Below are 21,028 nucleotides of genomic sequence, written 5' to 3'. Positions count from 1 at the left end.
CATGCTTTCGCTCCTGTCGCTGCGCAAGCAGATCGATGCCGGCTCGCTCACGCCGCGCGAGGCCATTGCCCTCTCCGAGGCCGCGATCGCCGAGCGCGAGCAGGACATCCGCGCCCTGGTCAGCCGCGATCTCGATCCGGTCGTGCCGGAGCGAGGCCCCCTCGCGGGCATCGCCGTGGGCGTGAAGGACATCCTCGACACGGCCGACCTGCCGACGCAGATGGGCTCGCCGATTTACGACGGCTGGCGCCCACGCGCCGATGCGGCCGCCGTGGCGCGCCTGAAGCGGCTGGGTGCAGTGCCGCTGGCCAAGACCACCACGACGGCCTTCGCCTTCCTGGACCCGACGCAAACCCGCAATCCGCGCCACCCTGGGCATACGCCGGGCGGTTCGTCGGCGGGTTCGGCCGCCGCTGTATCCGCAGGGATGCTGCCGCTGGCGCTGGGCACTCAGACCGGTGGCTCAGTGATCCGCCCGGCCGCCTATTGCGGTGTCGTTGGGATGAAACCGTCCTTTGGGCTGCTGCCCACGGTGGGTATGAAGTGCTTCTCCTGGACGCTCGACACGCTGGGCCTCTTCACCGCGGGCGTCGCCGATGCCGCGCACGCCCTCGCGCTGATGACGGGGCGTCCCAGCCTCGACCTTCCCGTTACCGAGCCGGGCACGCCGCGTATCGGTGTCGTCCTGCAGAATTTCTGTGCCACTGCGGAGCCCGAGGCGCTGGATGCCCTCGAACGCGTGCGTGCCGCGACCGAAGCTGCCGGAGCCCGTCTGAGCGATTTGGTCCTGCCGGCGATCTTCGCCGAAGCCCTCGGGCTTCACGGCACGATCCAGGATTTCGAGGCGGCCCAGGCGCTGGACTGGGAATACACCAGCCATCGCGCGGACCTTGGCCCCCTCCTGGGGGCGCATCTCGATGCCGCGCAAGGCGTGTCGCCCAAGTCCTATGATGCGTCCCTGAAGGTGGCGGATCGCGCCCGGCGGCAATTACCCGATCTGTTTGCAGAGCACGACCTGGACGTGATCCTGACGTTCTCGGCACCCGGCCCGGCGCCAGAAGGCTATGCAAGCACGGGCGATTCTCGCTTCAACCGCCTGTGGACGCTGATGGGTGTTCCTTGCGTGACCGTGCCGGTGGAAAGCACCCCGGCCGGGCTGCCGCTCGGCGTGCAGATCATTGCGCGCCTTGGCGACGATGCCCGGGCCCTCACGGCCGCGCGCTTCGTCGAGACGCTGATGCACGAGCACCATCGCTGATGCGAGCGATCCTCGTTAGCTTTTGATTCGTCACAGAGAACGACCGCCTTTGGGTTTCACGAGGAGGGACCGTTACAGCAAGGTTGTGTCGGTAGCCGAATGGCGGCCTGGGGTGGATTGGCGTCAGTCCGCTTTGGGTGGGTCGAAATGGGAAGCGGAGCCGTCGGTGCGCACGCTCGCCACCCATCGCGGCCTTTCAGCGGATTACGGCGGCCTCACCGGAGCGGCCAATCACCTCAGCGGCCGACCCGCCCATCCCACCCCGACATCGTGAGCTCTGCGACCGCCTCGAGCTCCTCGCGGCTCGCACCATCGCGGGCCTGGAGCGACATGCCATTCTGCACCGTCAGCACGAAGCGCGCGAGCGCGGGAACGTCGACCGAAGCATCGAGCTCACCCTCTGCGACCGCGCGATGAAGCCGCTCCTCGACTCTCTTGAACCCCTGAGCGCGGGCCGTTCGCACCAAATCGCCAAGGTTTGCATGTCCTTCGCTGTCGGCTGCCGAGAGCGTCACCATACAGCCAAGCGGCTCCTCGCGTTCGCAAGAGCCTGTGAGCGCAGCAGCCGAGTCCATCAGGAGCGCCGCGACGGCCTCGCGGGCGGTCGTTGCTGCGGCGAAGTTCGCCCAGGCCTTCGCTTCGTACAACTGGCCGTAGTGGTGCAGCGCCTCGGCGTAGAGGCCCTCCTTCGAGCCGAAGGCTGCGTAGAGGCTCGGTGAACCGATCCCCATGACCGCCGTCAGATCGGCGATGGATGTCGCGGCAAAACCTTTGCGCCAGAACAGTCGCATCGCATGTCCCAGAGCTGCCTCACGGTCGAAGGCGCGGGGGCGACCGCGTCCGCGGACCGGCGCGACCTCAGCCGCGATTGATGGCGAATACGATTTTTGCATCGATCACTATATAATCCGCTTGACCCAAACCAACAACGCATCTAGCAATTTCTGTGTCATTTAACACAGAAAGATTGAGCCATGAGCGAACTGGTCGGCAAGCGCGCCTTGGTGACGGGCGCATCACGCGGCATCGGAGCCGCCATCGCTCTGGCGCTCGCTGATCGAGGCGCGGACGTCGCTATCACCTACGAGCGGTCCGTCGAACGTGCGGCCGAAGTCGTCCGCGCCATCGAGGCGAAGGGCCGCCACGCCATCGCCATTCAGGCCGACAGTGCCGACGCATCGGCGGTGAAGCGCTCGGTTGATGAAGCGGTTGAGGGCCTCGGGGGCCTCGACATCCTTGTAAACAACGCCGGCATCGCCCGGGGTGGCGCAGTGGCAGAGATGAGCCTCGCCGACATCGACGCCATTCTCGACGTCAACGTCCGCTCAGTCGTTCTGGCCTCGCAGGCGGCCATCTCGCACCTCACGGACGGTGGCCGGATCATCTCGATCGGCTCATGTCTCGGGGAGCGGGTCCCATTCCCTGGAGTGACGGTCTATTCCATGTCGAAGTCCGCCTTGCTCTCGTTCACGCGGGGGCTCGCCCGTGAACTTGGTCCGCGCGGCATAACCGTGAACCTCGTGCAGCCGGGATCGACCGACACCGACATGAATCCGGCGGATGGCGCACAATCGGACATGCAGCGGGCAATGACCGCTCTCGGCCATTACGGAACACCCGAAGACATTGCGGCGACGGTTGCGTTCCTAGCTAGCCCGACGGCGCGCCAGATCACCGGTACGACCATCACGGTCGATGGTGGCGCGAACGCATGAGACTCTTCAGCGAACGGCGACCAAACTCAGGCTTCGTCGCGTCGCTTAAAAGCTGAACGTACATTCAAAAATCTATAGTCTCAGCATCAACAGACTGAGACTATAGGATATTACGAATTTTTCATAAAAACTTCTACACATCCAAGACTCTCAAAGAGAGCCATAGTCAGGACAATCTGCTTCATCGCGATACCGAGATATCTCCTTCTTGAGATGTTCACGATCGAGCAGAGCATCGCCCCAGGAGAAATGCGTAGGAGGCGCGCTCAGCACTTGACGATGTGATCACCGGTCAGACCCGCCCGGGCGCAGGCGTTGCGCGTGTCCACTACCAAGCGTGCGTGTGCCACGACGCGACCATAGTCCATCGCATCGTGATCGGTGACGATCAGGACCGCCGCACAGTCTTCGAGGAGCGAGACATCGAGTTGTTGCGACCGGCGGCCGGTCAGATGAGGATAGTCTCGCGTCGGCGGAATTTCGGGCACGTAAGGATCATGGAAATGGACCACCGCCCCACGCTCCTCCAGTAACTCCATCAACTTCAGCGCCGGACTTTCGCGCACGTCGTCGACGTTGCGCTTGTAGGCCATGCCGAGCATCATGATCGGGGCGCCCCTGAGGGCGCGACCGAAGCGGCTGTCGAGGGTACGCGCGAGGCGTTCGATGACGTGATGCGGCATGTGCCGGTTTACTTCGCCAGCCAATTCGATGAAGCGCGTCGCGACGTCGAACTCGCGGGCCTTCCAGGTCAGGTAGAACGGATCGATGGGAATGCAGTGGCCGCCGAGCCCCGGACCGGGCTGGAATGGCATGAAACCGAAGGGCTTCGTCGCGGCGGCCTCGATCACTTCCCAGACGTCGATGCCCATCGCGTCGTAGACGACCTTCAGTTCGTTCACGAGGGCGATGTTGACGGCGCGGAAGATGTTCTCGGTCAGCTTCACCGCCTCCGCGGTGCCGGTGGAGGAGACCGGGACGGTGCGCGCCACGATCTGCCCATAGAGGGCCTCGGCGAGGGCGAGGGCCACGGGGCCGTCGCCGCCGATCACCTTGGGCGTCGCGGCGAGCGTATGGATCGCATTGCCGGGATCCTCGCGCTCGGGCGAATAGGCGAGGAAGAAGTCGGTGCCGCTCCTGAGCCCGGTCGCTTCCAGGGCGGGCTTGAGCACCTCCTGCGTGGTGCCGGGCCACGTGGTCGATTCGAGGACGACGAGCTGGCCCGGGCGCAGGCTGCGGGCGATGTCGGCGGCGGTGGCTTGGACATAGGTCAGGTCCGGCTCGCGCTGGCGCGTCAGCGGCGTCGGCACGCAGATCAGGATGGCGTCGGCCTCGCCGAGCCGCGCCATATCACCGGTGGCCCGGAAACATCCCCCGTCGAGGGCGCTGCGCATCGCATCGGTGTCGAGCAGGGCGATGACGGGCTCGCCCGCATTGATCCGTGCTACGCGCTCCGGGTTCACATCAAAACCCAGCACGCGGAAGCCGACGCGCGCGGATGCCAGCGCCAGCGGCAGGCCGATATAGCCGAGGCCGATGATCCCGATGGTGGCGCTTCGCGTGCAGATGGCGTGGCCGAGAGCCTCGTGCGGGTCGGTCATGGGCACATCTCGTTCAATGATAGGGGTCGGCGGCGTCGCGCAGGCCGTCGCCCAGAAAGTTGAAGGCCAGCACCGTCACCAGCACCGGCAGCACCGGTAGGAGCAGCCAGGGATAGAGCTGAACCGCCGCGAGGTTCTGCGCCTCGTTGAGGAGCACGCCCCAGCTCGTCACCGGCGGGCGGAGGCCGAGGCCGAGGAACGACAGGGCCGTCTCGCCGAGAATCATGGTGGGGATCGACAGCGTCGCCGAGGCGATGAGATGGCTCATGAAATTGGGGATGAGGTGGCGTGCGATGACCCGGGTCGGCGAGGCGCCCATCAGCTCGGCGGCGGACACGAAATCCTCCTCGCGCAGGGCGAGCAGCTTGCCCCGCACGGCGCGGGCGAGCCCGGGCCAGTCGAGCAGCCCGAGGATGATGGTGATGCCGAAGAACACCCAGAGCGGGCTCCAGTTCGGCGGCAGGGCGGCCGACAGGGCGAGCCAGAGCGGCAGTTCCGGAAGGGAGCGCACCACCTCGATCAGGCGCTGGACCGCGGCATCGATCCAGCCGCCGAAATAGCCCGCGATGCCGCCGAACAGGAGGCCGAGCGCGAAGGAGATCGCGACGCCGACGAGACCGATGACGAGAGAAATCCGGGCGCCGTAGATCATCCGCGAGAGGAGATCGCGGCCGAGGCGGTCGGTCCCGAGGAGGAAGAGCGTGCCGCCCGCCGGCGGGCAGATCAGGTGGAGGTCGCCCGGGATCAGACCCAGGTACCGATAGGCGCCGCCTCGGCAGAAGAAGCGGATCGGCTGGGGCGCGGTGGTGTCGCGCGTGTATCCGCGCCGGAAGGTGTCGAGGTCGAGCTGCGCCCGGTAGGGATAGACGAAGGGGCCGATGAGACGGCCCTCGTGGAACAGGTGCACGCCCTGGGGCGGCGCGAGCAGGAAATCGCCGTTGCGGCGGCCCTGCTCGTAGGGGGCGAGCCATTCGACGAAGGGAACCGAGGCGTAGAGCACCCCGAGCAGGATCGCGCAGGCGACCGCGATGCGGTGGCGCAGGAACTTCCGGAGGATCAGCCGCCACGCCGAGGCCTGCCCGAGCCCGGAGCCGTGGGCGGGACCGGAATCCGGGTCGAACGGGGCCGGATCGACGAAGTGGCGGGTCTCGGCCGGGGCCCGCATCAGCGCTTGCCCATCCGGATGCGCGGGTCGAGCCAGACCAGGACGAGATCCGAGATCAGCATGCCCACCAGGGTCAGCAGGGCCACGAACATCAGGATGAAGCCGGCCATGAACTGGTCCTGGCTCTTCAGGGCCTCGAGCAGGAGCGGGCCGACGGTGGGCAGGCTGAGCACCAGGGAGACCAGCACCGAGCCCGAGACGAGATGCGGCAGCAGGTTGCCGATATCGGCCACGAACGGGTTCAGCGACATCCGGAACGGGTATTTGAGCAGCGCCCGCAAGGGGGGCATCCCCTTCGCGCGGGCGGTGACGACGTAGGGCTTGGCGAGTTCGTCGAGGAGGTTGGCCCGCATCCGCCGGATCATCGCCGCGGTGCCGCCCAGGCCGATGACCAGCGTCGGCACCACGAGGTGGGCAAGGAGCGACCGCAGCTTGTCCCCGTCCCACGGGCGGCCCGTATAGGCCGCATCGTAGAGGCCGCCGATGGAGAGGCCAAACCAGCGATTGGCGTAGAACAGCAGGATCAGCGCGAGGAGGAAGCCCGGCACCGCGAGCCCGACATAGCCGAGCGCCGTGACGAGGGCGTCCCCCGCCGAGTGGCGATGGGTCGCCGAATAGAGGGCCGCCGGGATCGCCACCGCATGGACGAAGACCAGGGCCGCGAGGTTGACCACCAGGGTCAGCCAGAGGGCATCGCCCACCACCTCCGCGACGGGCCGGTCGTACTCGAAGGACCATCCCCAATCGCCCTGGAGCAGGCCCGAGAAGCCCGCCGGGCCCGGCATCAGGCCGAGCCACATCAGGTATTGCTCGGGCACCGAACGGTCGAGCCCGTATTGCCGCATCAGCAATTCGGCCTTGGCCACCGAGCCCGCTTCACCCATGGCGCGCAGCTCCGCGATGCGGTTGCTGAGATAGTCGCCGGGCGGCAGTTTGATGATGAGGAAGACGAGCGCTGAGATTACGAGGAGGGTGAGCGCCATGGTGAGGAGGCGGCGCAGGATCGCGCCGATCACGACGCCGACGCCTTGCGGTCGGCGGCGCTGTCCCAGAACACCTCGTCCAGGCGCTGGACACCGATGAACGCCGTCGGGTCCCACGCATAGAGCGCGCGCTCGGGCAGGTTGGCGAGGCGGGCGGAGGCCACCACCGGCTGCAGCGCACCGGCCACGGTGCCGATGACCCACTGGTTCTCGGCGTGGTTCGCCAGCATCTCGCGCCAGATCCCGGCCTGGATTCCGGCCGCGTCGGTGCCGCGCCACTGCGCGTCGAGGGCGAGCAAGCGCTGCACGGCCGCCAGATCGCACGGTTCGCCGCTCGCGCCGTGCGTCTCCACCGACAGGCTCCAGCGCGGCCAGGAATAATGATCGGGCTGGGCCGGGCTCAGGCCCGTGGGCGGCATGATCGCGGTGGGCACGGCGAGATCGAGCCCCTGCGCGGCGACCATCACGGTCTGCCCGGCCATGGAGCGGCGGCGCAGGTTGGTCCGCTCCTGCGGCTTCACGATGAGCTTGAGCCCGACCTCGCGCCAGAACTCGGCGATGAGGAGCAGACCGTCGAGGATCGTGGCACCCTCGCCGTCGGTCTCGACCACGATCTCCACGGGCCGTCCGTCCGACATCAGGCGCATGTCCGAACCGTCGCGCCGGCCGAGGCCCGCCGCGTCGAGGAGGCGGTTGGCGCCGTCCGGGTCGTAGACGGCGTTCCGCGTGCGCAGGTCCGGCACGAAGAGGGGGCTCTCGGCGATGACCGTGTCGTTGCCCTCGGTCCCGAGACCGAACAGCAGCGTGTTGTTGAGGGTGCGCCGGTCGATGGCCAGCGACAGGGCCCGGCGATAGCGGACGTCGCGGTTGAGGACGCGCCAGCCCGGATCGAGGGTGGTGAGGTTGGGGTAGAGCGCGAGTTCCGAGCCGCGCGCCACCGGCCAGAGCCGCGTGCGATACCCGTGGGCGCGCTCGCCCTCCTTCAGACTCGGGATGTCGGACATGGACAGCCCGCGAAACATCAGGTCGGCCTCGCCCGCATTGGTCTTGGCGGCCAGGACGCCGGACGCCGCGACATCCATGACGATCGTGTCGAGGTAGGGCAGTTGGCGGCCGGTGGGATCGACGCGGTGATAGTGGGGATTGCGCGTGAAGACGAAGCGGGTCGCCGGCGCCCGCGTGCGCGGGCACCAGCCCTGCAGGGTCGGGCAATCGGGGTTGTTGAGCTCGAACATGTCGTCGAGGCGGTTGTGGAGGGCCGCCCAGCCGCGCAGCTTCTGCGCCTTGGCCAGGGCCTCGGCGGCCTCCGCCCCCACGTAGCGCGGATGGACAGTCTTCAGGTAATGGGCCGGGCGGTAGATCAGCGGGTCGCGCGGGGCGGCCAGCGCGGGCAGGAAGCGCGGGTTCGGCCGGTCCCAGGTGTAGCGGACCGTCAGGGCGTCGAGGATCTCGACGCGCGGCAACTGCCCGTCGACGCGGAAGAAATCCGGCGGCCCGCCCGGATTGAGCGTCGGCTCGTTGGCGACGTCCTCCCAGTAGTAGCGGAAATCCTCGGTTGTGAACGGCGCCCCGTCCGACCAGCGGTGTCCCGCCCGGAGCGTGAAGGTGAAGCGCCCCGCCTCCATTGCGACGGTCTCGAGCACGTCGGGCCGGAGCGTCAGGTCCGCATCGTAGCCGACGAGGCGCGTGTAGCCGTATACCGAGAGGTAGCGCACGTCGCGCGCCCGCGCGATCAGGGTGCGGATGGTACCGCCCGCCGCACCCGGGCGCCGGCCCCGCGCGGCCAGATCGACCACCAGCGGCCGGTCGGGCAAATGACCGGCGTCCGGTCCCTGCTGTCCCCAGCCTGGATGGGATTCGAGTCCGGTGGCCGCGAGGCCGGCCAGGACCGCACGCCGCGAGAGGCCCGTCATCGCCGGCCCCCGAGATCGAGGGTGACGGAAGTGAGCCGCGCCGGGGAATAGCCGGTGGCGCCGTGCAGGTCGTCGAAGGGGTGGAGGCGCGCGATCGAGGCGCCGGCCTCGCGCAGCAAGGGATCGTTGGCGGCCTGCGTGAAGAGCCGGCCGTTGCGCGACCAGCGGATCGGCTCGGCCTCGCTCCTGTCGGCGCGGGACGCGATCATCGCGATGGTCGGGTGGGCGGGGCCGCCATGGGCGTGAATGCGGTGGCCCGCGGCATCGTCGTCGAACAGCAGCCGCGCGATGCCGCGATCCCGTGCTTCCAGGACGCGGCGCGCCTGCGCCACATGGTCGTCGAAGAACGCCACCGTCTCGGCCGGATCGAGATCCGAGAGGTCGGCCGTAGACCAGTCGTCGCGGCTGTAGCGGGCCCGGGCGTCGCGGTAACGCAGGCCGGAGAGGTCCGGGTCGTGGCAGAGGATCAGGGCGTCGGGGCAGGCCTGCCGGATGATCCAGGTGGTCAGCCCCCGGAACACGCCGGATTCGATGACCGATCGCGGCCGCAGGGCCCGCATCGCCACGTAGAGCTGAAGCGCGCCGTTGAAGCCGCTGCCGCCGCGACGCTGGCGGACGGGCGCCCCCGGGATCAACTCCCAGAACGTCTCCACGGCGTCGCGGACGCCGCCGGGCGGCGGCGGCAGGGCCGCCGCCGCGAGGTCGCGCATCAGGCTCGCGCAGGCCGCCGCGATCAGCGACTCGATCTCGGGGGCGGAGGTCGGGCGGTGGGTCCAGTCGGGCACCGCCGGCACGAGGTCGTAGCCCAGCCGGTCGAAGAGCGGCGACAGCACCCGGCGGCGCAGGCGCTCCATCAGCGGGTGCGGACCGGAGGCGATCATGCCGCCCGCATCATCCCTGGGGCGCCGTGCCGGACCCAGTGATCGGGCTCGAGGGCGTGCATGGTGCCGGCCTCGCCCTCGCCGAGGCGGAACGGCGCGGGCCACGCCGACGGATCGGACAGGTCGCCGCTGACGGCGGCGAAATCGAGGGGATGGTCGAGGCTCGGATCGGGCACCGCGGCGAGCAGCGCGCGCGCGTAGGGATGGGCCGGGTCGCGGAACAGGGCGGCCTTCGAGGCCTCCTCGACGATGCGGCCCCTGCACATCACCGCGATGGTGTCGGCCATGTAATCGATCACCGCGAGATTGTGAGAGACGATGAGATAGGTCAGCCCGAGCGCCGCCTGGAGATCCTTCAGGAGGTTCAGGACCTGGGCCTGGACCGAGACGTCGAGGGCCGAGACCGGTTCGTCGAGGACGAGCAGGCGCGGCTCCAGGGCCAGGGCCCTGGCGATGCCGATGCGCTGGCGCTGGCCGCCCGAGAAGGCGTGCGGATAGCGCGACAGCATCGCCGGATCGAGGCCGACCATCGCCATCAGCTCGGCGGCGCGGGCGCGCCGCGCCGCCGTGCCGATGCCGTGGATCTCCATCGGCTCGCAAAGGATCTGACGCACGGTCATGCGCGGATCGAGGGAGGCGTACGGGTCCTGGAACACGAACTGGACCGCGCGCCTGTAGGCAAAGAGGCCGGCCCCGGCCAGCGCATGCACGTCGGCCGGTCCGGCCCCGTCGTCGAACAGGACTCGGCCGGCATCGGGGGCGAGCGCCCGCATCACCAGCTTCGACAGGGTGGTCTTGCCGGAGCCGGACTCGCCGACGAGGCCGAGGGTGGTCCCGGCCTCGATCGCGAGGGACACGTCCGAGACGGCGCGGACCCGCCGCAACGCGCCGCCGAAGCGGCCCGAGCGCAGGGCGAAGCTCTTCATCACGCCCTCGACCCGCAGGATCGGCCCGACCGGGCGCGGGGGCGGTGCGCGCACCGGGATTACGGCGTCGACGGGCCGGATCGGGGTCAGGCGCTCGCCCGGGCGCATCGCGAAGCGCGGAACGGCCCGGATCAGAGCCTGGAGGTAGCCGTGCCGGGGATGGCGCATCACGGCCTCGCGCGGACCGGATTCCACGAGGCGGCCCCGGTAGAGCACGGCGACGTCGTGGGCCATGTTGGCAACGACGCCGAGATCGTGGGTGATCAGCAGGATCGCCATGCCGGTCTCGTCCTGGAGACGGGCGAGCAGCGCCAGGATCTGGGCCTGGGTCGTCACGTCGAGGGCGGTGGTGGGCTCGTCGGCGACGAGGAGATCGGGGCGCATGATCAGCGCCATGGCGATCATCGCGCGCTGGCGAAGGCCGCCAGACAGTTCGAACGGATAGGTGTGGAGCGCCCGCTCCGGATCGGGGAAGCCGACGGAGGCGAAGGCCTCCCGCGCCTGCGCGTCGGCCTCCCGCCGGCCTGCGTTCGTGTGAAGGCGCAGGGCCTCGCCGACCTGATCGCCGATCGTGTGCAGGGGCGACAGGCAGGTCATCGGTTCCTGGAAGATCATCGCCATGCGGCGGCCCCGCAGTGCGCGCATCGCCGTCCCGTCGGCCGGCAGGGCCGCGATCTCGATGGGCCGTTCGCCGGAGCGCGCGCCGGCGAACGTAATCCGGCCGCCGGTGATCGCCGCCGATCGGGGCAGGATCCGCATGATCGCCTGCGCGGTCACCGACTTGCCCGAGCCCGACTCGCCCACCAGCGCGAGGGTGCGTCCCCGCTCCACGTCGAGGGAGAGTCCGTGCAAGGCCCGGAACGGCTCGGCCTCAGCGCGAAAATCCACCTGAAGGTCGCGGATGGACAGGAGGGGGCTCACGGCATCCTCGCGCGCGGGGCCAGGGCTCCAGTAGGCCATGCCGTCGTCGCTTCGTCCACCGGGTGCGCAAAGAGGTCTCGCGGATCGCGGATCATCGTGGCCGGGTGGGCCCGGACCTGATCGAGGAGGGCTTCGAGAAAATCCCAGATCGCCGCGTCGTGGACCCGGTGATGGCTGAGGAGCCCGAGCGGCCCCGGCGCATCCGCCTCGATGGCACGGACCAGCGTCGCGACGAGGCCGGCCGGGTCGGCCAGCGAGCGCGTGCCGCGCCAGTCGACGGGATCGAGGTGGATGTCGGCCCGCGCGAGTCCCGGCACGGGCACGCCCGGCACCGCGGACAGGCCGGCATAGCCGAGGCCTGGCAGCGCCTGCGCGAGATCGGCGTCGAGGCGATTCCAGGGTGGGACGAAGACGGGCAGCAGCAGGTCGGGCGCGAAGGCGGCGCGGGCGCGGCGCAGGGCCTCGGCCGCCTCGGCGCGCAAGGTCGCCGGCGGCCGGTGGGCCCCGAACTCCGCCGGCTTCGACCCGCACGGCGCGTGATCGGCATGCGACAGGCCATGCACCGCCGCGCGGGCGAGCGGCGCTGCGTCGAGGCACCGACCCAGCGACGGCTCCGCGCCCGCCGGAATCGCCGCGACGAGGATCGGGACCGCGAAGGTCTCGGACAGGCGCAGCAGGCGATCGAGGGCCGGGGTCGCCGCCACGGCGTCGTCGTCGCGCCACCAGATCGGCACGCGCCGGCCGTCCTGCGCCGCGCGGTCGAGGGCCGCCCGCAGGGGGCGCCAATCCGGCCGCTTGGCTCGCAGCGCCGGGCGTGCGGGCCGCGCCAGGGTCTCGATGATCGAAACCGCACCTGCGACGCCCGCAATGTCGACCGGGGCGTGGCGCGCGACGGGATCGGAAAGGGCCCGCAGGACTTCGTCCAGCAGGCGCCCGGGCGTCAGCTCCGCCTCCCGGACGATGCGGGCGCGGCCGCGCGCGGCCAGGCGTTCGGCCCGCATCCGCTGCTCGGTCTCGCGGCCCTCTTCGAAGGGCACGAGGACGGCGCGCGTGCCGGTGACCATGAGGTCGACGGCGGTGTTGTAGCCGCAGGGGCTGACCGAGAGCGCCGCGCGCGCCAGCAGCGCGCGGTAATCTGGCCGGGCGCGGGTGACGATGCCGTCGGGCAGCGCGTCGCGCAGGGCGCGAAACGCCGGCTCCGGGATGCCGTGCCCCGCCAGGATATGCCAGCCGAGATCGGGGCGCAGGCGCGCGGCGCCGATCGCGGCTTCGAGGAGCGGGAGCCCGGCCGCGCTCGACCCGGCCGAGACCAGGATGCCCGCACGCGACGCATCACTCTCCGAGATCGGCCCGCCCTCGTCGACATAGCCGGTGTAGTGCAGCCGCGCCGCGAGGCCGTCATCCACGGGCCAGGAGGCCTCGAGGGGGACGAGGGCGGGATCGCCATGGACGAGGACGGCATCGTAGAGCGCCGCGATCCGCGCATGGGCGGTCGCGACCCGCTCTAGCCTGTCCGGGGCCACCAGGATGTCGCGGATCGAGGCGAGGACGCGGGGGCGCGGACGCAGGGCGTGCGCCGCCTCCACGAGGGCCAGGAACTCGTCGGCGAGCGCCCGGCGGCCGAAGGGAAACAGCTCGGTCACCACCACGTCCGGAGCCGCCTCCGCCAGCGCCCCGAGAAGGCGTTGCCTGCGCTGCGTCAGAAGCTCCGGCGCCGCGTCCCGCCCCTCGGCATCGAGGAGCCGGGCGAAGGCGGTGCCGCGCACATGGACGGGCGGCAGTTGCACCAGGGTGACGCCGTCGAAGCGGATCAGCCTGGACGGCGCCCCGCCCGAGACCAGCGTCACCGCGTGTCCGGCGGAGACCAGCGCGCGGGCGAGGGCCGCCGCGCGGGTGAGGTGCCCGGCGCCCAGCAGGTGGGTGACCGCGATCAGCACCCGCACGAGCAGGCCTCCCGCGGACATGCCCCGATTGAAGCGGCGGGTGGACCGCCCGCGAGCCTGCCTGCGATGAGGTCGATTCCGGCCTCCATCGAGAAGTCGCGCACGAGGCGCCGGTGGGCCGCCTGCGCGAGGCGTGCCCGCAGATCGGGATCGCGCACGAGCCGGCAGATGGCGTCGCCGAGGGCGGCGGCATCGCCGGGCGGCACCAGGAGGGCGTCGGCCTCGTCGGTCAGGAATTCGGGCGTTCCGGCGAAGTGCGTGGCCACGATCGCGAGGCGCTGGCTCGCCGCCTCCATGAGCACGTTGGGCAGCCCGTCGCGGTCGCCGCCCGGGGCCGCCTTCGCGGGCAGGACGAAGAGGTCGGCGTTCCGCAGGGCGTCGACCACGGCGGGCTGGGCGAGGGCGCCACGGAAGGTGACGCGCCCGGACAGGCCCAGCTCGGTCACGCGCGCACGCAGGGCCGCCCGCAATTCGCCGCCGCCGACCAGGATCAGGCGCCAGTGCAGGTCGGCCGGCAGGGCCGCGAGGGCGTCGAGGAGGTCGTCGTGCCCCTTCTTGGCGACGAAACGCCCGACGCAGAGCAGGGTGACCGGATCGGCCGCATCCGATCCGTCGCGCGCCGGCCGGTGCGTCGGCGGCGCGGGAAAGCGCGACAGGTCGAGGCCATGATAGGCCAGGTGCACGCGGCCCCGGCCGCCGAGCGCGTCCAGGCGGCCGAGCCCGTCGCGGGTGCAGGTGACGCCCCAGGCGGCCTCGGCGATCTTTTCGGACAGATCCCAGTTCGGCGTCGTCCAGATGTCCTTGGCGTGGGCCGAGAAGCTCCAGCTCCGTCCGGTCAGGAGGGCGGCGTAGCGGGCGACGCTCGACGGCGCGTGCAGGAAATGGGCGTGCAGATGAGTGATCGCGTCGGGCAATGTGCGCGCCAGGATCAGCCCCTGGCCCAGGCGCCGCAGCCGGGCAGCGCTCGGGTCGCGGCGCAGGTCGCGCCAGAAGCGAGACATCAGCGCGCCGAACCCGGGCCGGGACAGCGCCCAGGCGAAGGCCCGCAGGGTGGGGAGCGGCGCCTGGTGGAGATATTCCGGCAGGTAGGCCACCGGCGCGCGGATGGCGTCGTGAAGCGGGTGGCGGGCCGCGTCGGTGGGCCGCCGCAGCGACCAGATCGCCAAGGGCAGGCCGCGCTGCTCCAGGGCCAGCAGTTCCTGGGCGATGAAGGTCTCCGACAGGCGCGGATAGCCCTTCAGAACGATCGCGGTCCGGGCCGGCGGCATCAGGCGCTCACGCACCGGCGCAGGGTCGCGGACGCGTCGACCCAGGAGGGGGCGGTCAGCGCCCGGACGCGCGCCGTGACCGCCTCGAGGCCGTCGAGGAGGCCCGACCCGATCGCGCATGACGGGCGCGGCTGCTCCGGCAGCGCGCGCAACGCCGCCGCCATGCGGGCGGGGTCGCGCCGCTCCTCGTCCAGGAGGCAGCGGGCGAGGCCGAGCGCGTCCGCCGCCACGGCCCGGATGCGCTGCTCCCGACGCGGATGCGTGCGCGGCACCAGGATCGCGCGCTTGTCGAAGGACAGGATCTCGCAGAACGTGTTGTAGCCGCCCATCGCCACGAGGCCAGCGGCCTTTTCCATCAGGAGTTCGATCTCGGTGTCGAAGGTGATCGCCGCGAGCTTGCTCGGCAGCCGCTCGATCCGTGCGCGGAAGCCGGCGCGGCTGTCGGCGGACAGGAACGGGCCAAAGGCGACCAGCGCCGGAAGTGGAATACCCGGATCGGCCTCGTAGGCGGCGATCACCCAGTCGATCAGCCCGTCGCCGTCGCCACCGCCCCCCGGCGTGACGAGGACGAAGGGTGCGCGGGCGATCTCCGGTTCGCGGCGGCCGGGGAGCGGCACCGGTGCCTCGCGCCGTAGGTAGCCGGTATAGATCAGCCGGTCGGCCACCTCGGCGGCGATGGGAAGGGCCGCGAGGGGCTCGTGGATGCGGGAGACGCCGTAGACCCAGAGTTCGTCGTAGTAGCGCCGGACGGCGGCCGAGGCGCCCTTGCGCTCCCATTCCGGCACGAGGCGCTCGGCCTCGTCGAGGACGTCGCGGATCCCGAGCACGACCCGGCAGCCGTGCGCGCAGGCCAGTTCCAGGGCGGGCAGCATCTCGCCGTGGAAGCCCGTCGGCTCCTTGTCCACGATCATCAAGTGCGGGCGGAACGTCGCGGTGGTCCGGGCGATGATCCCCGCCCGCTCGGCAACGGTGCGGTCGAGGGGTGTCTGCCCGTCGAGGCTGGCATAGGTGTCGTCGGGCCGCTTCGTCACCCCCGGGATGCGCACGGGCGCGATACCGTTGGCGAAGGCGAATCGGTCGATCACCGCCGAGCCGGACACCACCAGGACCCGCGTCTCCGGATCGGCGGCGACGAGGGCGTTGGCGATGGCCCGCGATCGCCGGAGATGCCCAAGCCCGAAGGTGTCGTGGCTGTAGATGAGGATGCGTCGGCCCTGGGCCGAGGTCTCTTCCGCGTCACGCGTTCGCGTCTTGATCAACGGGAGTCTCCGAAGCCGGACCCGAGCGTCGCGTTAGTGTTCGCACAAGCTGGGCCGTGGTTACAAATGCCGTGCCGCCGGGCTATGTCGGCGAGGGCCTTTCGACGACGCGCCACGCCTTTTCCCGGGGAAGGCGGCGCGCGTCCGGGACATCGGTGCGATGCGCGATCTGGAGCCAAGGCTCTTCGGGTACATCTGGCGATACTCCAGGCGCGACCAGCTCGCGATCTGCCTCGTCGTCCTCGCGTCGCTGCCGTTCTACTTCGCCTCCCTCGACCTGCCGCGCCGGATCGTCAACGACGCCATCGCGGGCAAGGCCTTCCAGCACGGCAACGCCACCACCCCTTTCCTCGACCTCACGATCCACTGGCCGACGTGGCTCGGCGGCGACGGCACCGTCAACCGCGTCTTCGAGGGGCTCCAGCTCGGACGATCCGAATTGCTGTTCGGGCTGTCTTTGATGTTCCTCGGGCTCGTCCTGATCAACGGCGCCTTCAAGTTCTACATCAATCTCACCAAGGGCATCCTCGGCGAGCGGATGCTGCGCCGGCTGCGCTTCCAGCTGTTCTCGCTGATGCTCCGCTTCACCCCCGAGACGATGCGGGAGGTGAAGTCGTCCGAGACCGCGACCATCATCCGCGACGAGGTCGAGCCGATCGGCACCTTCATCGGCGACGCCGTCGTGGTGCCGGCCTTCCTCGGCACGCAGGCCGCCACCGCGCTGGCCTTCATCCTGATGCAGAACGTCTGGCTCGGGCTCGTCGCCGGCGGCATCGTCGCCGTCCAGATCGTCGTGATCCCGCGCCTGCGCCGCGAGATCATCCGGCTCAGCCGCCGGCGCCAGCTCGCCTCCCGCAGCTTCGCCGGGCGCGTCGGCGAGGTGCTGGACGGGCTGGAGACCGTGACGGTCAACGATGCCGGGCGCTGGGAACGGGCCGAGATCGGCGGCCGGCTCTACGGCCTCTTCGACCTGCGCCTGAAGATCTACAAGCGCAAATTCCTGGTCAAGTACCTCAACAACCTGCTCGCGCAGGTGACGCCATTTTTGTTCTACGCCATCGGCGGGATGTTCGCCCTACGCGGCCAGCTCGACATCGGTCAGCTCGTCGCGGTGCTGGCGGCCTATCGCGACCTGCCGCCGCCCCTCAAGGAACTGATCGACTGGGATCAGCAGCGCCTCGACGTCGAGGTGAAGTACGAGACGGTGGCGGCCCATTTCGCACCCCACCGTCTGCGGCCGGATGCCGACGCCGAGCCTGCGGTCGGCGCCCTCGGCACGCCCCTGCGGAGCCGGGGCGTGAGCCTCCATGAGCCGCACGGGGGCTCGCCGCTGGAGATCGCGGATTTCACCGTGACCCTGCCCGCGCAACTCGCCTTAATCTCCCCCGGCGGCCAGGCTTCCCGGATCTTCGGACGCGTGCTCGCTGGGCTTGCCACCCCGCGGAACGGCACGGTGTCGATCGGCGGGCACGATCTCACGACCGTGCCGCAACCAGCCCGCGGACGCCAGATCGCATATGCGGGGCCGGAACCGGCGATGTTTCCAGGCACCATCCGGGACAACATCCTGTACGGCCTGCGCCGGCACCCGCCGGGAGCGGATGAACGCAACGACGATACGGACGGACGGCGGCTCTTCGAGGCTCGGGTGAGCGGCAATCCGGCCGAGACCGTCGACGATCCCTGGATCGATTTCGCGGCGTCGGGAGTCGCGAACATGGCCGGACTCGACGCTCGCATGCTCGAGCTGCTGGAACGGCTCGGCCTCGGGGAGGACCTCTACCGCTTCGGCCTGACGATGCGGTCTACGGTGCGGCACGATACGCCCCTCGGCCGCCGGGTGATCGCGGCCCGCACGCATCTGCGCAGCCATTTCGCCCTGGCGGGCCGGGCGAATCTTGTGATTCCGTTCGACCGACAGCGCTACAACCCCCAGGCGGCCATCGCCGAAAACCTGTTGTTCGGTGTCCCGCGCGACGCCGCTCTGATTGGCCGATCGCTCGCCGGCGAACCCCGGTTCCGCGCGGCCCTCTCGTCGGCAGGCCTCCTCGATGAACTGGCGCAGATGGGCGTTGCGATCGGACGCAACCTGATCGAGATCTTTCGCGACGTCCCGCCCGGCCACCCATTGTTCCGGCGGTACTCGACCATCGCGCCTGAGGAACTCCCAGAATTCGAGCGGCGGCTCGTAGGCCTAGGCCGGGACGGGGCGCTCAGCCCGGCAGATTCAGAAGCCTTCCTTGCCCTGGCTCTGTCCTACATCGAACCGCGCCAGCGCCTTGGCCTCCTGGACAAGTCCATGAGGGCACGCCTCATCCTGGCCCGCGGCCCCGTGCGGCTGATCCTTCAAGGACCGGACGGAGATGACGTCGAGCCCTATGATCCGCGCCGGATCAACAGCCGCAGTTCCATCCTCGATAACCTCCTGTTCGGGCGTATCGATACGGCGCAGATGCATGGCGAGGCGTTCATCCAGAGGGAAGTCCGTGCCGTCGTGCAGGAGCTCGACCTTGAGAACGCCATCCGTCTCCGGGGCCTCGACTACGAAGTCGGCAACCGCGGGCGGAACCTGACCCTCAGGCAGCAGATCCTGATCGATCTGGTGCGCGCGATCGTCCGGATGCCGGAGATACTTGTGGTCGACGGCGCCCTCGAACACCTCGAGGGAGCGGCTGAGACCTTAAGCGCAATTATGACCGAGGCACTGCCGGACGCAACGCACGTCTCAATCATCTCGACCTTGGCTGACGCGCATCCGGCCGCCACAATCGTTGATCTGACGCCACTCACCGACGTGGCGCAACAAGGAGAAAGCGGGACCCGCTGCATCTAGGAATGTAAGCATATTGTTCGGTGGCATCATCCCCCAAATTTTCGTGTAGTAGTTCCCGAAGGTTGGCTTGACTATTGCTTCACAAAAAATACCCGTAAGCCGACCACGGATATAGGTGGCCAAGCGATGTTCGGGCATGCGATCGTCGGAGTCCCCTTATTATGACCAAGCCAGTCGCTTTAGCCGTCTTCCTGCTTGTTGTTCCGGCACCGAGTTTTGCTCAATCTTACAGTTCACCCGCACCTACAAACGTCCCGACGACAGGTACGCGTTTCTTGAGCAAGGCCGACCGAAAGGTCGCCTGCACGAGCGTCGCTGACCGCCGGGGGATGAAAGGCCTGAGCCGCCAGCAATATCGCGCTGCCTGCCGAGGCCGGCCAATTCCGAAGAGCTGACGCGCTCTCGCCCCTTCGCGATCTACTTTATCGATGCAGCTCGCTCTTCTTCCGACAAAGCCGGGATGTCATGCGGAGCGCGATCTGCGCGGTACATCCTTTGCGAGGCCTCCTGGCCTGCCCCTATCCGGTGGCCCAGGTTCGAAGTTGGTGCATCGTCGGTCGCGTGACGATGGCGGGGCGAGCGGGCGGCACTGAGCCGTTCGGTTCCGTTGGCCAGATGACGACCTCAGGCGCAGGCGGCTGGTAGCTGAGCGACGAGTGTGGTCGGACAGTGTTGTAGTGTCTCCGCCATTGCTCGATCACGACGCTGGCTTCCTTGAGGGTGTAGGACACCTCGCCGTTAAGGAGTTCGTCGCGCAGCTTCGCGTTGAAGCTCTCGTGAGTCACCGTTCTCCCATGGACTGCCCGGCTCGATGTAGGCGGTCGCGGATCCAACCGTCGCGATCCAGTCCTGGACGACCTTGGCGATGAACTCCGGCCCATTGTCCGAGCGGATATGACCGGGCACCCCGCGAAGGCTGAACAGGTCGGAGAGCACGTCGATCACGTCATACGCCTTCAGCTTGCGAGCGACACGGATGGCCAGGCACTCGCGGGTGAACTCGTCGATGACGTTCAGCATCCGGTACTTGCGTCCGTTGTGCGTGCGGTGCTCGACGAAGTCGTAGGACCAGACGTGGTCGGGCCGCTCGGGCCGTAGTCGCAGGCAGGCGCCGTAGTGTCGGCGCGATGTCCAAAACCTACTCTGCGAATAGGTTCGGCGGGCACTGCCGCGGACAACTCGCTTCCGTGGCAGATCCGACTTGAACGCCCTTGCCGTTCGTGAACGCCGCCCCATCAGGTCACCGAATTGAACAACCGCGCGTGCGCCGATGGGTCGGCACAGGGTGGTGGCTGCAGGGAGGCTTGGTTTCGGGGAGGCTTCGCTTCAGACAGCCGGAACTGGATATCCGACGTGAAGGTATCCTTGAGGTAGGCCATGACGGCACGGACCCGGGGGGCGAATTGCAGGTCCGCGTGGACGTTGAGCCAGAGTTCCCGCACGGTGAATGCGGTGTCGTGCAGAACCGGGACAAGGTCGTCGCGCGCCGTCACCGCGAAGCTCGGCAGAAGAACGAGGCCGAAGCCTCCGAGTGCGGCACTTTTCTGCGCGATCATGCTGTTGGACCGGAACACCGTCTGAGGCTCCTCGATGAGGTCGTCCAGCCATCGGACGCAGTCGACCTGAACGAGATCGTCGACATACGAGACGAAGTGATGCTGTTTGAGCGACCGCAGATCGACGGGGCATCCCTGCCGCGCGAGGTAGCTCGGCGCCGCATACAATCCGAGCCGGAATGCCCCGATCTGCTGCGAGATCAAGCCTTTTCCGGGCGGTTTGAAGAAGCTGAGAAAGAGGTCGGCCTCGCGGCGGTTGACGTAGACGGTCTGGGCCGAGGTCACGAGGTCGACCGTCAGGGCGGGGTGGCGCTCCCGCAGACCCCAGAGACGCTCGGCGAGGTACAGGGAGGCGATCCCCTCCATGGTGGCGAGCCGGACGCGGCCCCCGATGCAGCCGTTCCCGGGGTGATCCTCGTGCTGGAGGGAGATGACCGCGCTCTCGACCTGTTCGGCATGCTGGAGCAGGCGCTGTCCCACGTCGCTGAGGCGCAAACCCGACGGCAAGCGCTCGAACAACGCGAGACCGAGGGCACTTTCCAGGCTGGCGAGCCGCCGGCTCACGGTGGATTGGTCGACCCTCAGGCGCTTGGCGGCGGCGGCGAGACTTCCGCCCCGAGCCGCTCCCAGAAAGACTTTGATGTCGTTCCAGTCCAGGAGATCGAACGTCTGCATGGTCTTCAGGGCAGCAAGATACGCGCCAGAGAATGGCAAGATATACGCCGGACTCGGTTCGCGATCGCCCCTTAAACCTGTCCCTCGGGGACATCCTGCAAGGCGCCTTGCAGAAATGCCGGCTTTGCAGG

Annotated in this window: 14 protein-coding genes and 1 pseudogene; 3 read left to right on the top strand and 12 right to left on the bottom strand. The window is 69.1% G+C overall.

All coding sequences use genetic code 11. The features are described from left to right. Position 1: 1 nt before the first annotated feature. The gene (locus tag MKK58_RS20355) at positions 2–1,258 is read left to right on the top strand and encodes an amidase (RefSeq protein ID WP_243914310.1); all 1,257 of its coding nucleotides are present in this window, start codon (positions 2–4) and stop codon (positions 1,256–1,258) included. A 236-nt stretch (positions 1,259–1,494) separates the two neighbouring features. Here MKK58_RS20355 and MKK58_RS20350 read toward each other — a convergent pair whose 3' ends face one another. Beyond that, positions 1,495–2,151 (bottom strand): TetR/AcrR family transcriptional regulator, encoded by a 657-nt coding sequence (locus MKK58_RS20350; protein ID WP_243914308.1) that lies wholly within the window; start codon positions 2,149–2,151, stop codon positions 1,495–1,497. A gap of 81 nt (positions 2,152–2,232) precedes the next feature. Here MKK58_RS20350 and MKK58_RS20345 point away from each other — a divergent pair, with 81 nt between their 5' ends. Then, positions 2,233–2,973, top strand: coding sequence for a 3-oxoacyl-ACP reductase family protein (locus MKK58_RS20345; RefSeq protein ID WP_243914306.1), 741 nt, complete (start codon positions 2,233–2,235; stop codon positions 2,971–2,973). A gap of 266 nt (positions 2,974–3,239) precedes the next feature. Here MKK58_RS20345 and MKK58_RS20340 read toward each other — a convergent pair whose 3' ends face one another. The 9 genes from MKK58_RS20340 to MKK58_RS20300 are packed head-to-tail and all read right to left on the bottom strand — an operon-like array spanning position 3,240 to position 15,833. Further along, entirely contained in the window at positions 3,240–4,574 is a 1,335-nt protein-coding gene (locus MKK58_RS20340) for a nucleotide sugar dehydrogenase (protein WP_243914304.1), read from the bottom strand. A gap of 13 nt (positions 4,575–4,587) precedes the next feature. Next, a complete protein-coding gene (locus MKK58_RS20335; protein ID WP_243914302.1) occupies positions 4,588–5,739 on the bottom strand; it encodes an ABC transporter permease in 1,152 nt (383 codons plus the stop codon). Next, entirely contained in the window at positions 5,739–6,755 is a 1,017-nt protein-coding gene (locus tag MKK58_RS20330) for an ABC transporter permease (RefSeq protein ID WP_243914299.1), read from the bottom strand. Before MKK58_RS20330 ends, MKK58_RS20335 begins: the two co-directional genes overlap by 1 nt. Further along, a complete protein-coding gene (locus MKK58_RS20325; protein ID WP_243914297.1) occupies positions 6,752–8,635 on the bottom strand; it encodes an ABC transporter substrate-binding protein in 1,884 nt (627 codons plus the stop codon). Before MKK58_RS20325 ends, MKK58_RS20330 begins: the two co-directional genes overlap by 4 nt. After that, entirely contained in the window at positions 8,632–9,516 is an 885-nt protein-coding gene (locus MKK58_RS20320) for a hypothetical protein (protein WP_243914295.1), read from the bottom strand. Before MKK58_RS20320 ends, MKK58_RS20325 begins: the two co-directional genes overlap by 4 nt. Next, entirely contained in the window at positions 9,513–11,402 is a 1,890-nt protein-coding gene (locus MKK58_RS20315; protein WP_243914293.1) for an ABC transporter ATP-binding protein, read from the bottom strand. The genes MKK58_RS20320 and MKK58_RS20315 overlap by 4 nt, the downstream gene beginning before the upstream one ends. Beyond that, the gene (locus MKK58_RS20310; RefSeq protein ID WP_243914291.1) at positions 11,360–13,327 is read right to left on the bottom strand and encodes a glycosyltransferase; all 1,968 of its coding nucleotides are present in this window, start codon (positions 13,325–13,327) and stop codon (positions 11,360–11,362) included. The genes MKK58_RS20315 and MKK58_RS20310 overlap by 43 nt, the downstream gene beginning before the upstream one ends. Beyond that, positions 13,294–14,574 carry a glycosyltransferase family 4 protein gene (locus MKK58_RS20305; protein ID WP_243914364.1) on the bottom strand — a complete coding sequence of 427 codons (1,281 nt, stop codon included), beginning with the start codon at positions 14,572–14,574 and terminating at the stop codon, positions 13,294–13,296. Before MKK58_RS20305 ends, MKK58_RS20310 begins: the two co-directional genes overlap by 34 nt. Further along, a complete protein-coding gene (locus MKK58_RS20300; RefSeq protein WP_243914289.1) occupies positions 14,574–15,833 on the bottom strand; it encodes a glycosyltransferase family protein in 1,260 nt (419 codons plus the stop codon). The genes MKK58_RS20305 and MKK58_RS20300 overlap by 1 nt, the downstream gene beginning before the upstream one ends. A 160-nt stretch (positions 15,834–15,993) precedes the next feature. Between MKK58_RS20300 and MKK58_RS20295 the strand changes: the two genes are divergently transcribed. After that, a complete protein-coding gene (locus MKK58_RS20295; RefSeq protein ID WP_243914287.1) occupies positions 15,994–18,666 on the top strand; it encodes an ABC transporter transmembrane domain-containing protein in 2,673 nt (890 codons plus the stop codon). A gap of 518 nt (positions 18,667–19,184) precedes the next feature. Here MKK58_RS20295 and MKK58_RS20290 read toward each other — a convergent pair. Both MKK58_RS20290 and MKK58_RS20285 read right to left on the bottom strand, forming a co-directional pair. Continuing rightward, positions 19,185–19,812, bottom strand: a pseudogene (locus MKK58_RS20290) (integrase core domain-containing protein); the annotation flags it as partial. 89 nt (positions 19,813–19,901) lie between these two features. Continuing rightward, on the bottom strand, positions 19,902–20,897 hold the full coding sequence (locus MKK58_RS20285; protein WP_243914286.1) for a LysR family transcriptional regulator: 996 nt from the start codon (positions 20,895–20,897) through the stop codon (positions 19,902–19,904). Between the last annotated feature and the right edge of the window lie 131 nt (positions 20,898–21,028).

The organism is Methylobacterium sp. J-078 (assembly GCF_022829285.1).
Lineage (GTDB): Bacteria > Pseudomonadota > Alphaproteobacteria > Rhizobiales > Beijerinckiaceae > Methylobacterium.
The sequence above is the reverse complement of the archived record's forward strand: the minus strand, read 5'-3'. Positions and strand labels throughout refer to the sequence as shown.

Excerpts from the sequence above, each read along its gene's own strand:
- MKK58_RS20320 (WP_243914295.1), bottom strand. The coding sequence starts at position 9,516 with ATGATCGCCTCCGGTCCGCACCCGCTGATGGAGCGCCTGCGCCGCCGG.
- MKK58_RS20325 (WP_243914297.1), bottom strand. The coding sequence starts at position 8,635 with ATGACGGGCCTCTCGCGGCGTGCGGTCCTGGCCGGCCTCGCGGCCACC.
- MKK58_RS20355 (WP_243914310.1), top strand. The coding sequence starts at position 2 with ATGCTTTCGCTCCTGTCGCTGCGCAAGCAGATCGATGCCGGCTCGCTC.
- MKK58_RS20340 (WP_243914304.1), bottom strand. The coding sequence starts at position 4,574 with ATGACCGACCCGCACGAGGCTCTCGGCCACGCCATCTGCACGCGAAGC.
- MKK58_RS20285 (WP_243914286.1), bottom strand. The coding sequence starts at position 20,897 with ATGCAGACGTTCGATCTCCTGGACTGGAACGACATCAAAGTCTTTCTG.
- MKK58_RS20345 (WP_243914306.1), top strand. The coding sequence starts at position 2,233 with ATGAGCGAACTGGTCGGCAAGCGCGCCTTGGTGACGGGCGCATCACGC.
- MKK58_RS20310 (WP_243914291.1), bottom strand. The coding sequence starts at position 13,327 with ATGTCCGCGGGAGGCCTGCTCGTGCGGGTGCTGATCGCGGTCACCCAC.
- MKK58_RS20350 (WP_243914308.1), bottom strand. The coding sequence starts at position 2,151 with ATGCAAAAATCGTATTCGCCATCAATCGCGGCTGAGGTCGCGCCGGTC.
- MKK58_RS20315 (WP_243914293.1), bottom strand. The coding sequence starts at position 11,402 with ATGGCCTACTGGAGCCCTGGCCCCGCGCGCGAGGATGCCGTGAGCCCC.
- MKK58_RS20295 (WP_243914287.1), top strand. The coding sequence starts at position 15,994 with ATGCGCGATCTGGAGCCAAGGCTCTTCGGGTACATCTGGCGATACTCC.
- MKK58_RS20305 (WP_243914364.1), bottom strand. The coding sequence starts at position 14,574 with ATGCCGCCGGCCCGGACCGCGATCGTTCTGAAGGGCTATCCGCGCCTG.
- MKK58_RS20335 (WP_243914302.1), bottom strand. The coding sequence starts at position 5,739 with ATGCGGGCCCCGGCCGAGACCCGCCACTTCGTCGATCCGGCCCCGTTC.